Annotated in this window: 9 protein-coding genes; 5 read left to right on the top strand and 4 right to left on the bottom strand. The window is 51.5% G+C overall.

Annotation, left to right across the window (positions count from 1 at the left end):
- Positions 1-38: 38 nt before the first annotated feature.
- Both araE and ygeA read left to right on the top strand, forming a co-directional pair.
- Entirely contained in the window at positions 39-1,457 is a 1,419-nt protein-coding gene (gene araE / locus FQ015_RS01010; RefSeq protein WP_000256438.1) for an arabinose-proton symporter AraE, read from the top strand.
- A 128-nt stretch (positions 1,458-1,585) separates the two neighbouring features.
- The gene (gene ygeA, locus FQ015_RS01015) at positions 1,586-2,278 is read left to right on the top strand and encodes an amino acid racemase (RefSeq protein ID WP_000848650.1); all 693 of its coding nucleotides are present in this window, start codon (positions 1,586-1,588) and stop codon (positions 2,276-2,278) included.
- Here ygeA and lysR read toward each other — a convergent pair.
- Entirely contained in the window at positions 2,265-3,200 is a 936-nt protein-coding gene (gene lysR / locus FQ015_RS01020; protein WP_160523597.1) for a DNA-binding transcriptional regulator LysR, read from the bottom strand. The two genes, ygeA and lysR, sit on opposite strands and share 14 nt — an antisense overlap.
- A 121-nt stretch (positions 3,201-3,321) precedes the next feature.
- Between lysR and lysA the strand changes: the two genes are divergently transcribed.
- Positions 3,322-4,584, top strand: a complete 1,263-nt coding sequence (lysA, locus tag FQ015_RS01025) for a diaminopimelate decarboxylase (RefSeq protein WP_001120734.1) — start codon at positions 3,322-3,324, stop codon at positions 4,582-4,584.
- Between the two features lie 6 nt (positions 4,585-4,590).
- On the opposite strand, the gene galR is transcribed toward lysA, so the two are convergent.
- The gene (gene galR, locus FQ015_RS01030) at positions 4,591-5,622 is read right to left on the bottom strand and encodes an HTH-type transcriptional regulator GalR (protein WP_000201042.1); all 1,032 of its coding nucleotides are present in this window, start codon (positions 5,620-5,622) and stop codon (positions 4,591-4,593) included.
- 585 nt (positions 5,623-6,207) lie between these two features.
- On the opposite strand from galR, the gene aas reads away from it, so the two are divergent.
- Both aas and lplT read left to right on the top strand, forming a co-directional pair.
- The gene (gene aas / locus FQ015_RS01035; RefSeq protein ID WP_160523598.1) at positions 6,208-8,367 is read left to right on the top strand and encodes a bifunctional acyl-ACP--phospholipid O-acyltransferase/long-chain-fatty-acid--ACP ligase; all 2,160 of its coding nucleotides are present in this window, start codon (positions 6,208-6,210) and stop codon (positions 8,365-8,367) included.
- Positions 8,360-9,553, top strand: coding sequence for a lysophospholipid transporter LplT (gene lplT / locus FQ015_RS01040; protein WP_160523599.1), 1,194 nt, complete (start codon positions 8,360-8,362; stop codon positions 9,551-9,553). Before aas ends, lplT begins: the two co-directional genes overlap by 8 nt.
- Positions 9,554-9,591: 38 nt before the next feature.
- Here the strand turns inward: lplT and FQ015_RS01045 are convergent, their stop codons facing one another.
- Both FQ015_RS01045 and FQ015_RS01050 read right to left on the bottom strand, forming a co-directional pair.
- Positions 9,592-11,247: a DUF4139 domain-containing protein gene (locus FQ015_RS01045; RefSeq protein ID WP_160523600.1), complete on the bottom strand. Its 1,656-nt coding sequence runs from the start codon at positions 11,245-11,247 to the stop codon at positions 9,592-9,594.
- Positions 11,248-11,404: 157 nt separating this feature from the next.
- Positions 11,405-12,445 carry an NADP(H)-dependent aldo-keto reductase gene (locus FQ015_RS01050; protein ID WP_160523601.1) on the bottom strand — a complete coding sequence of 347 codons (1,041 nt, stop codon included), beginning with the start codon at positions 12,443-12,445 and terminating at the stop codon, positions 11,405-11,407.
- Positions 12,446-12,552 lie beyond the last annotated feature (107 nt).

The following is a 12,552-nucleotide window of genomic DNA, read 5'->3' on the forward strand; positions in this document are numbered from 1 at the left end:
TTTTTTCACTATGTCTTACTCTCTGCTGGCAGGAAAAAATGGTTACTATCAATACGGAATCTGCTTTAACGCCACGTTCTTTGCGGGATACGCGGCGTATGAATATGTTTGTTTCGGTAGCTGCTGCGGTCGCAGGATTGTTATTTGGTCTTGATATCGGCGTAATCGCCGGAGCCTTGCCGTTCATTACCGATCACTTTGTGCTGACCAGCCGTTTGCAGGAATGGGTGGTCAGTAGCATGATGCTCGGCGCAGCAATTGGTGCGCTGTTTAATGGGTGGCTGTCGTTCCGCCTGGGGCGTAAATACAGCCTGATGGCGGGGGCTATCCTTTTTGTGCTCGGTTCGATAGGGTCCGCTTTTGCGACCAGCGTAGAGATGTTAATCGCCGCTCGTGTGGTGCTGGGCATTGCTGTCGGGATCGCGTCTTACACCGCTCCTCTGTATCTTTCTGAAATGGCAAGTGAAAACGTTCGCGGTAAGATGATCAGTATGTACCAGTTGATGGTCACACTCGGCATCGTGCTGGCGTTTTTATCCGATACAGCGTTCAGTTATAGCGGTAACTGGCGCGCAATGTTGGGGGTTCTTGCTTTACCAGCAGTCCTGCTGATTATTCTGGTGGTCTTCCTGCCAAATAGCCCGCGCTGGCTGGCGGAAAAGGGGCGTCATATTGAGGCGGAAGAAGTGTTGCGTATGCTGCGCGATACGTCGGAAAAAGCGCGAGAAGAACTCAACGAAATTCGTGAAAGCCTGAAGTTAAAACAGGGCGGTTGGGCACTGTTTAAGATCAACCGTAACGTCCGTCGTGCTGTGTTTCTCGGTATGTTGTTGCAGGCGATGCAGCAGTTTACCGGTATGAACATCATCATGTACTACGCGCCGCGTATCTTCAAAATGGCGGGCTTTACGACCACAGAACAACAGATGATTGCGACTCTGGTCGTAGGGCTGACCTTTATGTTCGCCACCTTCATTGCGGTCTTTACGGTAGATAAAGCAGGGCGTAAACCGGCTCTGAAAATTGGTTTCAGCGTGATGGCGTTAGGCACTCTGGTGCTGGGCTATTGCCTGATGCAGTTTGATAACGGTACGGCTTCCAGTGGCTTGTCCTGGCTCTCTGTTGGCATGACGATGATGTGTATTGCCGGTTATGCGATGAGCGCCGCGCCAGTGGTGTGGATCTTGTGCTCTGAAATTCAGCCGCTGAAATGCCGCGATTTTGGCATCACCTGCTCAACGACGACAAACTGGGTGTCGAATATGATTATCGGCGCGACCTTCCTGACACTGCTTGATAGCATTGGCGCTGCCGGTACGTTCTGGCTCTACACTGCGCTGAACATTGCGTTTGTGGGCATCACTTTCTGGCTCATTCCGGAAACCAAAAATGTCACGCTGGAACATATCGAACGCAAACTGATGGCAGGCGAAAAGTTGAGAAATATCGGCGTCTGATTTCACGGGCCGGATGTGCTGTACATCCGGCCCTTTTTTCGTTAATAGAGATTGGGCACCTGGCCGTTGAGGCGTTTGTCTCGTTCCTTATTCAGCCTTGTTGCGGTAACACACATCAGGAGAGAGGAATGAAAACAATTGGTTTGCTGGGAGGAATGAGTTGGGAATCCACTATTCCTTATTATCGTCTGATTAATGAAGGTATTAAACAGCGGCTTGGTGGGCTTCACTCTGCGCAAGTGCTGCTACATAGCGTCGATTTTCATGAAATAGAAGAGTGCCAGCGTCGCGGCGAGTGGGACAAAACCGGGGATATTCTGGCTGAGGCGGCGCTTGGCTTACAGCGGGCGGGCGCAGAAGGCATTGTGTTATGTACCAATACGATGCACAAAGTGGCGGATGCCATTGAGTCTCGTTGCTCTCTGCCTTTCTTACATATAGCGGATGCCACTGGACGTGCAATTATCCGGGCTGGGATGACTCGTGTGGCGCTGCTGGGTACGCGTTACACCATGGAACAGGATTTTTATCGCGGGCGGCTGACGGAACAATTTTCCATCAACTGTCTCATTCCTGAAGCGGATGAACGGGCGAAAATTAATCAGATTATTTTTGAAGAACTGTGTCTGGGGCAATTTACCGAAGCGTCACGCACTTATTATGCGCAAGTGATTGCTCGCCTTGCAGAACAGGGCGCACAGGGTGTCATTTTTGGCTGTACGGAAATTGGTTTACTGGTGCCAGACGAGCGCAGTGTTCTGCCTGTGTTTGATACCGCGGCGATCCATGCCGAGGATGCTGTCGCTTTTATGCTGTCGTAGCTGACGACAAAATAGCGTCAAGAGAAGTGACCAGTTTCGGTAATCCCGCTTGTAAATGCTCACTAAACGTCTGAACCAGCGCTGATGACGGGCGGTGCAGGGGGCGGATCAGGCTGACGGTGAACGGAACCGCAATACTGAACCGCCGCACTACTAAACCGCTTGCCGCATAATCCAGTGCGGTGAGGGGGTTAACTACCGAAATACCTACCCCCGCCCGTACCATTGCGCAGACTGACGCGGCGCTGTGGGTTTCAACGATCATGCGTCGTTTTATCTGATGTTCAGTAAATAGCTGATCCAGCAACTGGCGATAGCTGTCAGTACGGGAAAGGCTGATGTAGTTCTCACCCTGAAAATCATCCGGCGTTAATACCTTTTTTACCGCCAGCGGATGACCCGGAGGTAACACACACACTTCATCTAAAGAGAGTAATTCGGTACGTTCTGTTCCCGCAGGCGTATGGAGCGTTTCAGTGAGTCCTAAATCATGACGCTGGGCCGAGAGCCACTCTTCAAGTAGCGGTGATTCCTGGGGCACGATGTTTAAGCTGACATCGGGATAACGTGCCAGAAAGGGTTGCAGGAGCTGCGGTAAAAAAGATTGCGAAAAGACCGGCAGGCAGGCAATAGACAGTTCTCCCTGGCGAAACTCGCGCAGACTTTCTGCGGCACTGACTATGCGATCCAGTCCGTACCAGGATCGTTGCACTTCTTCAAACAGACGCAGTCCTTGCACAGTAGGATGTAATCGTCCACGTACGCGCTCAAACAATTTCAGCCCGATCACCTTCTCAAAGCGCGCCAGTTCGCGGCTGACGGTTGGCTGTGAGGTGTGTAGCAGGTGTGCCGCCTCAGTCAGGCTTCCGGCGGTCATTACCGCATGAAAAATTTCAATATGACGTAAGTTAACGGCGGCCATTAGCGCTCTCTCGCAATCCGGTAATCCATATCATTTTTGCATAGACTCGACATAAATCGATATTTTTTATTCTTTTTATGATGTGGCGTAATCATAAAAAAGCACTTATCTGGAGTTTGTTATGCCACATTCACTGTTCAGCACCGATACCGACCTCACCGCCGAAAATCTGCTGCGTTTGCCCGCAGAATTTGGCTGCCCGGTGTGGGTCTACGATGCGCAAATTATTCGTCGGCAGATTGCAGCGCTGAAACAGTTTGATGTGGTGCGCTTTGCACAGAAAGCCTGTTCCAATATTCATATTTTGCGCTTAATGCGTGAGCAGGGCGTAAAAGTGGATTCCGTCTCGTTAGGCGAAATAGAGCGTGCACTGGTGGCGGGTTACAATCCGCAAACGCACCCCGATGATATTGTTTTTACGGCAGATGTTATCGATCAGGCGACGCTTGAACGCGTCAGTGAATTGCAAATTCCGGTGAATGCGGGTTCTGTTGATATGCTCGACCAACTGGGTCAGGTTTCGCCAGGGCATCGGGTATGGCTGCGTGTTAATCCGGGGTTTGGTCACGGGCATAGCCAAAAAACCAATACCGGTGGCGAAAACAGCAAGCACGGTATCTGGTACACCGATCTGCCCGCCGCACTGGACGTGATACAACGTCATCATCTACAGCTGGTCGGCATTCACATGCACATTGGTTCTGGCGTTGATTATGCCCATCTGGAACAGGTATGTGGTGCTATGGTGCGTCAGGTCCTCGAATTCGGTCAGGATTTACAGGCTATTTCTGCGGGCGGTGGGCTTTCTATTCCTTATCAACAGGGTGAAGAGGCGGTTGATACCGAACATTATTATGGTCTGTGGAATGCCGCGCGTGAGCAAATCGCCCGCCATTTGGGCCATCCTGTGAAACTGGAAATTGAACCGGGTCGCTTTCTGGTAGCGCAGGCTGGCGTATTAATTACTCAAGTGCGGAGCGTCAAACAAATGGGTAGCCGCCACTTTGTGCTGGTTGATGCCGGGTTCAACGATCTGATGCGCCCGGCAATGTACGGTAGTTACCACCATATCAGTGCCCTGGCATCTGATGGTCGTTCTCTGGAACACGCACCAACGGTGGAAACCGTCGTCGCCGGGCCGTTATGTGAATCGGGCGATGTCTTTACCCAGCAGGAAGGGGGAAATGTTGAAACCCGCGCCTTGCCGGAAGTGAAGGCGGGTGATTATCTGGTACTGCATGATACGGGGGCATATGGCGCATCAATGTCATCCAACTACAACAGCCGTCCGCTGTTACCAGAAGTTCTGTTTGATAATGGTCAGGCGCGGTTGATTCGCCGTCGCCAGACCATTGAAGAATTACTGGCGCTGGAATTGCTTTAACTGCGGTTAGTCGCTGGTTGCATGATGACTTGCCTCCAGCGATGGCGTTGACACTGAATGGCGACGTACCAGCGTCGGACTAAAGACATTAGTGATTTCCGGTAGCGGGCGATTATCCGCCAGTGCTAAAGCCAGTTCGGCAGCCTGGGTCGCCATCGTCACGATTGGGTAACGCACGGTGGTCAGACGCGGGCGCACATAGCGTGACACCAGCACATCATCAAAGCCAATTAACGAAATCTCACCCGGTACTTCAATACCATTATCATTGAGAACGCCCATCGCACCCGCCGCCATTGAATCGTTATAACAGGCTACCGCAGTGAAATTCCTTCCGCGTCCCAAAAGCTCGGTCATTGCCTGTTCGCCGCCGCTTTCGTCCGGTTCGCCAAACGTCACCAGCCGATCATTGGCCGGAATACCACTTTCAGCGAGGGCATCGTAATAACCCTGCAGACGATCTTCGGCGTCAGAAATAGAGTGGTTAGAGCACAAATAACCAATGCGGGTATGACCTTGTTGAATTAGATGACGCGTTGCAAGCCAGGCACCGTAACGGTCGTCCAGAGCAATACAACGGTTTTCAAAGCCAGGCAGGATGCGATTGATCAGCACCATACCGGGCATTTGTTTCATTAATGAGGCTAAGTCGGCATCCGGGATCATTTTGGCATGGACGACCAGCGCAGCGCAGCGATGGCGGATCAGTTGCTCAATGGCCTGACGCTCTTTTTGCTCGTTGTGGTAACCGTTGCCAATCAATAAAAAATTACCAGTGTGATAAGCCACCTGTTCGACCGCTTTCACCATTGCACCGAAAAACGGATCGGAAACATCACCAACGACCAGACCGATCGTTTCAGTGGTCTGCTGCGCCAGCGCACGGGCGTTGGCGTTCGGGTGATAACTAAGAGACTCCATTGCACTATGCACAGCCAGCCGGGAGGCTTCGCTGGCTTTGGGTGAATTATTAATGACGCGGGAAACGGTGGCGACTGAAACGCCTGCCAGTCGGGCTACATCCTTTATGGTCGCCATGAAAATACCTTAGTGGGTAAACGCTTACATTCTGTCAGTGTTACGGAAAATACCTGTTGGTTCAAGTGGCGACGTGTTTTCATCGTGGGAATGTGAGCCAAACGCAAATAAATAAGACAAAAAAAGAGATTGCAAACCTTTGGTTACACTTTGCGAAACGCTGTTGCGATTGACCGCTGGTGGCGTTTGGCTTCAGGTTGCTAAAGTGGTGATCCCAGAGGTATTGATAGGTGAAGTCAACTTCGGGTTGAGCACATGAATTACACCAGCCTGCGCAGATGCGCAGGTTTTTTTTTGCCGGTCATCAATCTGTAACAGTAACCGACAATTTACACACCTCGTTGCATTTCCCTTCATTCCTTTGCGTTTTCTCGCTGGCGAAGAGTCGTCGTGCAGACCACAATCAAGATCCCAGAGGTATTGATTGGTGAGATTATTCGGTACGCTCTTCGTACCCTGTCTCTTGCACCAACCTGCGCGGATGCGCAGGTTTTTTTTCGCACCTAATTTACTGTCGCTCGCGTTCTTTATCTCGTGTAATCTCCCTCCATTCGCTTTTACTGAATCAGAGCAAAGGGAGTTGGAATGCTTTTTAGCTTTTTTCGAAATTTGTGCCGTGTTTTGTATCGCGTTCGCGTTACGGGTGACACCAAGGCACTGAAGGGCGAGCGCGTTCTAATTACGCCTAATCACGTTTCTTTTATTGATGGCATACTGCTGGCATTGTTTTTACCCGTACGTCCGGTATTTGCCGTTTACACCTCAATAAGCCAACAGTGGTATATGCGTTGGCTGAAATCATTTATCGACTTTGTTCCTCTCGACCCGACGCAACCTATGGCGATTAAACATCTGGTACGTCTGGTGGAACAGGGCCGACCAGTGGTGATTTTCCCTGAAGGACGCATCACCACCACTGGCTCGCTGATGAAAATCTACGATGGCGCGGGATTTGTCGCGGCGAAGTCTGGTGCAACGGTTATTCCTGTGCGTATTGAAGGGGCGGAACTTACGCACTTCAGCCGCCTGAAAGGTCTGGTTAAACGTCGCTTGTTTCCGCAAATTACTCTGCATATTTTGCCACCAACGCAGGTGGAGATGCCGGATGCGCCGCGTGCCCGTGACCGTCGCAAAATCGCTGGCGAAATGCTGCATCAAATAATGATGGAAGCGCGTATGGCGGTGCGCCCGCGTGAAACGCTGTACGAATCTTTACTGAGCGCAATGTATCGCTTCGGAGCCGGGAAGAAATGTGTCGAAGACGTCAACTTTACCCCGGACTCCTATCGCAAATTGCTTACGAAAACGCTGTTTGTTGGACGCATCCTTGAAAAATACAGTGTTGAAGGCGAACGCATCGGCTTAATGCTGCCCAATGCAGGCATCAGTGCGGCAGTGATTTTTGGGGCCATCGCCCGTCGCCGCATTCCCGCAATGATGAACTACACCGCCGGGGTAAAAGGGCTGACCAGCGCTATTACGGCGGCTGAAATCAAAACCATCTTCACTTCCCGCCAGTTTCTCGATAAAGGCAAACTCTGGCATCTGCCGGAGCAACTTACTCAGGTGCGCTGGGTCTATCTGGAAGATTTAAAAGCAGATGTCACCACTGCTGACAAAATATGGATCTTTGCCCATCTGTTGATGCCGCGTCTGGCACAGGTAAAACAGCAGCCGGAAGAAGAGGCGCTGATCCTCTTTACCTCCGGTTCTGAAGGCCATCCGAAAGGCGTCGTCCATAGCCATAAAAGCATTCTGGCGAACGTCGAGCAAATTAAAACGATTGCCGACTTCACCACCAACGATCGCTTTATGTCGGCGTTACCGCTGTTTCACTCCTTTGGTTTGACAGTAGGCCTGTTTACGCCACTGCTCACAGGCGCAGAAGTGTTTCTTTATCCAAGCCCGCTGCATTACCGCATTGTGCCGGAGCTGGTGTATGACCGCAGTTGCACCGTATTGTTCGGCACCTCGACTTTCCTCGGTCATTACGCGCGTTTCGCCAACCCATATGACTTCTATCGTCTACGCTATGTGGTGGCAGGCGCAGAGAAATTGCAAGAAAGTACCAAACAGCTTTGGCAGGATAAATTTGGCCTGCGCATCCTTGAAGGCTACGGTGTGACCGAATGCGCGCCTGTCGTTTCTATCAACGTACCGATGGCGGCGAAACCCGGTACGGTAGGGCGTATTCTACCAGGAATGGATGCGCGCCTGTTGTCGGTTCCTGGTATCGAAGAGGGCGGACGCCTGCAACTGAAAGGGCCGAACATAATGAACGGCTATCTGCGGGTGGAGAAGCCTGGTGTACTGGAAGTGCCCACCGCCGAGAATGTTCGCGGCGAAATTGAGCGCGGCTGGTATGACACTGGCGATATTGTGCGTTTTGACGAGCAGGGCTTTGTGCAGATTCAGGGCCGCGCAAAACGCTTTGCCAAAATTGCAGGCGAAATGGTGTCGCTGGAAATGGTGGAACAACTGGCACTTGGTGTTTCGCCAGATAAAGTCCATGCCACTGCGATTAAGAGCGATGCCAGCAAAGGCGAGGCACTGGTGCTTTTCACCACAGATAACGAACTGACGCGCGATAAGTTACAACAGTATGCCCGCGAGCACGGCGTGCCGGAGCTTGCTGTACCGCGCGATATTCGCTATCTGAAACAGATGCCATTACTTGGCAGCGGCAAACCTGACTTTGTCACGTTGAAAAGCTGGGTAGACGAAGCGGAACAACACGATGAGTGAGTCAGTGCACACTAACACTTCGTTGTGGTCGAAGGGGATGAAAGCGGTTATCGTGGCGCAGTTTCTCTCTGCGTTTGGCGATAATGCGCTACTGTTTGCCACTCTGGCGTTACTGAAAGCGCAGTTCTATCCGGAGTGGAGCCAGCCCATCCTGCAAATGGTGTTTGTAGGTGCTTACATTCTGTTTGCGCCGTTTGTCGGGCAGGTGGCGGATAGCTTCGCCAAAGGCCGGGTGATGATGTTTGCCAACGGCCTGAAGCTACTGGGCGCAGCCAGTATCTGCTTTGGTATCAATCCGTTTCTCGGCTATACGCTGGTGGGTGTTGGTGCTGCAGCCTATTCACCGGCGAAATACGGTATTCTCGGCGAATTAACCACGGGTAGTAAGTTAGTAAAAGCTAACGGTTTAATGGAAGCGTCTACCATAGCGGCGATTTTGCTCGGTTCCGTAGCTGGTGGTGTTCTGGCTGACTGGCATGTCCTGGTCGCCCTGGCCGCATGCGCACTGGCCTACGGTGGTGCGGTCGTTGCCAATATCTACATTCCTAAACTGGCGGTGGCGCGTCCGGGGCAGTCCTGGAATCTCATCAGCATGACCCGCAGTTTCCTGAATGCCTGCACATCGCTATGGCGCAATGGTGAAACGCGTTTTTCGCTGGTGGGTACCAGTTTATTCTGGGGAGCGGGTGTCACGCTGCGTTTCCTGTTGGTGCTGTGGGTACCGGTGGCGCTGGGTATTACCGATAACGCTACGCCCACCTATCTCAACGCGATGGTAGCGATTGGTATCGTGGTTGGTGCAGGTGCGGCAGCGAAGTTAGTTACGCTGGAAACCGTGTCACGCTGTATGCCAGCCGGGATTTTGATTGGCGTGGTGGTACTGATTTTCTCCCTGCAACACGAGCTGCTGCCAGCCTATGCCTTGTTGATGCTGATTGGCGTGCTGGGAGGCTTTTTTGTCGTTCCGCTCAATGCGTTGCTACAGGAGCGGGGTAAAAAAAGCGTCGGGGCGGGGAATGCGATTGCAGTACAAAACCTTGGCGAAAACAGCGCCATGTTGTTGATGCTGGGCATTTACTCGCTGGCGGTAATGGTAGGCATCCCGGTCGTGCCCATTGGCATTGGCTTCGGTGCGCTATTTGCGCTGGCAATAACGGCGCTGTGGATCTGGCAGCGCCGTCATTAAGCTTTCACCAGATGGCATATTCAGCCATCTGGTGAAGATCACATTCCCGAAGGGTGCATACCTTTCGGATACTTCACGCTGTATGAGAATGGCAGACTCACGTTCTCTTTGCCTGACAGTTTCAGCGTCCAGGACAGTTCACCCGTTTTCGCATCAAACTGTGCCTGGCCATATTGCATTTTTTCCACCGTAATATCACTGTTAGCACTGACTGGGATCTGGTCGAGTAGAGTGATATCCACCGCTTCGCCGTAGCTGTTCTTTACATTGAGGGTGTAACTGAAGTTGCGTACCGCGCTGTCGTTAAAGATAGATAACGCATTCTCTTTTTTGAGTACGGCTTTACGCTGAATAATCAGCTTAGGATCGCGGTTAAGCTGAATATCCAGCGACTTACCATCTTCTGGCGGCTGCAAATAGCCCACGCCGGTACGGTTGTTACCAAAGAAGATCTGACTTTCGCCGGGGATTAAATTTAACTGTTCCCACTCTTTAATTTGCACCTGGAGATACGCGTCATTACTGATCTTCGGAATAGCAAAGAAGCGATATTTACCGCTGACCGACTCTTCCTTAATGACCACCGTGCGCGCGGTATTATCGCTGTCGATTTGCCACGGCAGCGAAAGCGCATAGCGGACATTTTGCGCAGTGAAACTTTCTGGTCGCGCCGAAGCTGGCACTGCCTGTTCGGCATACTTGCGCCCGGCTTGTCGCCCCCTTGTTTTTTGCATCTCTGCCTTCAGGGTTTTCTGCAATTCTGAGGCATCCTGGTTAGACGAATATTCCGAACGCTGTTCCATCACGGGTGATGCTGAAAGCGAGCCGCTTACACCACCATACTCCGGAACATCCACATACAGGGTTTCCAGGTGTGGCAACGTAAGATGAGTATCAGGTTCACTGGTCGAGAGCACGAGATTAACGCCTTTCCAGGGCAACCCCGTATACTGGCGAATATTAGCCTTGTAAACCAGACGCAGCGGCTGGTTTATGGCAGTGGCGTGAATATCATAGATCGGCGTCCAGGTAGCATCAGGGGTCATATAACGTACCACCGCTTTCGCTGTGACGGCTTTTGGGGCATAGACCTTAGCGATAATAACCTGCGGATCATCGGCTGCCTCTGAATCACCGTTACTCATACTCTCTCGTTGCTCCAACTTTTCAATTTCAAGCTGGTTATCAGCAAGTTTCTGCGTCAACTCATTGTCGGCTCGTAATAACTCACCATTTTTCTCTTTCACCATTTGCAGATACTTGCCAACTTCGGCGGCACTTTTATTTGTTAATGTGCTATTTGCCTCTAATACCTTAATTTGAGCCGCGATATTGTTTTTCTCGGCGGTCAGTTTTGCCTGTTCCACCTTTGCTGCTTTTAACTGTTGCTGAATATCTGACGGCAGTGCATTCGGCTGTATTTCCATTAGCGCGATACGTGAGGAAAGCACCGTCACTCCGTTATCGATAGAAATGGCGATGCTGTCGTCGGTTACTGAATTGGCGATATTAGTAAAGATAATTTCGCTTTCACCTGCCGGTAAGTTGAGTATCTCTTCACCTTGCAGGCTGGCACCATGCAGATAAACAGTGACGTCTTTAAGTGTTAACGGTTGGGTTACCTGCGCCCCCCAGGCGGAGGACAGACACCCGGTAAGCAACATGGCGAGGGGAATAGGTTTGAAAATCAACATGGTTATCCTTAACAATGGGCACAGACATTGAAACGCGCGCTGGCGTTGACCAAAAGAGTCTATTGCGCTTTGTCAGGAAAGATGCGGCGAAAAGTAGTGAATATATTCTGAAAAGTGGGGAAAAGAGACGCCTGGTGCAAAACACCAGGCGAAAGGATCACGGTGCCGGATAAGTATAAACCTGATGCACCGCTTCAATTTCAGCTAATACGTCTTCGCTTAACTCCAGATGCAAACTTTCGACGTTAGTTTTCAGCTGCTCCATCGTGGTTGCGCCCAGCAGAGTGCTGGCAACAAACGGTTGACGGCGTACAAAAGCGAGCGCCATCTGAGCAGGATCCAGGCCATGACGTCTGGCGATATCGACATACGCCGCGACGGCTTTTTGCGTTTGCTCACCGCTATAGCGAGTGAAGCGGCTAAAGAGCGTATTACGTGCGCCAGCAGGTTTTGCACCGTTGAGGTATTTCCCGGTCAGCGTGCCGAAACCCAGACACGAATAGGCCAGCAGCTCGACCCCTTCATACTGGCTGACTTCTGCCAGACCCACTTCAAAACTGCGGTTTAACAGACTGTAGGGGTTCTGAATGGTGACAATACGCGGCAGATCGTGTTTGTCCGCCAGATGCAGGTAGCGCATTACGCCAAATGCAGTTTCGTTCGACATGCCGATATAACGAATTTTTCCCGCGCGTTGGTACTCTGCCAGTGCGTCCAGCGTATCCAGCAGCGAAACCGCAGGGGCAGAATCTGTCCAGCTATAACCGAGTTTGCCGAAGCAGTTGGTTGGGCGCTGCGGCCAGTGCACCTGATAAAGATCGAGGTAATCAGTCTGCAGGCGCTTGAGGCTGTCATGCAGAGCTTCGCGGATATTCTTCCGATCCAGCGCCTGATCCGGGCGGATGCCCTTGTCATTATTGCGCGACGGTCCGCTCACTTTGGAAGCGATAATTAACTTTTCGCGGCTGCCATGTTTTGCCAGCCAGTTACCGACGTAGGTTTCGGTTAACCCTTGCGTTTCGGGGCGCGGCGGCACTGGGTACATTTCGGCAACGTCGATAAGGTTAATGCCCTGAGCGACGGCATAGTCGAGTTGTGCGTGGGCGTCGGCTTCGCTGTTCTGTTCACCAAACGTCATCGTGCCAAGCCCCAGCGTGCTGACTTCCAGCGAACTGTGGGGTATACGGTGATATTGCATAGCCGTTTCCTTTTTATAATCACGACATAAGGAATATAAAAATGGCAGAGGGAAGGGAAAAGGGAAAGCGAAAAATCTTAAGGCCAGCCGGATGCTGACCTTATTTT

Source organism: Escherichia sp. HH26CH, from assembly GCF_009820205.1.
In the GTDB taxonomy this organism is placed as follows: domain Bacteria; phylum Pseudomonadota; class Gammaproteobacteria; order Enterobacterales; family Enterobacteriaceae; genus Escherichia; species Escherichia coli_F.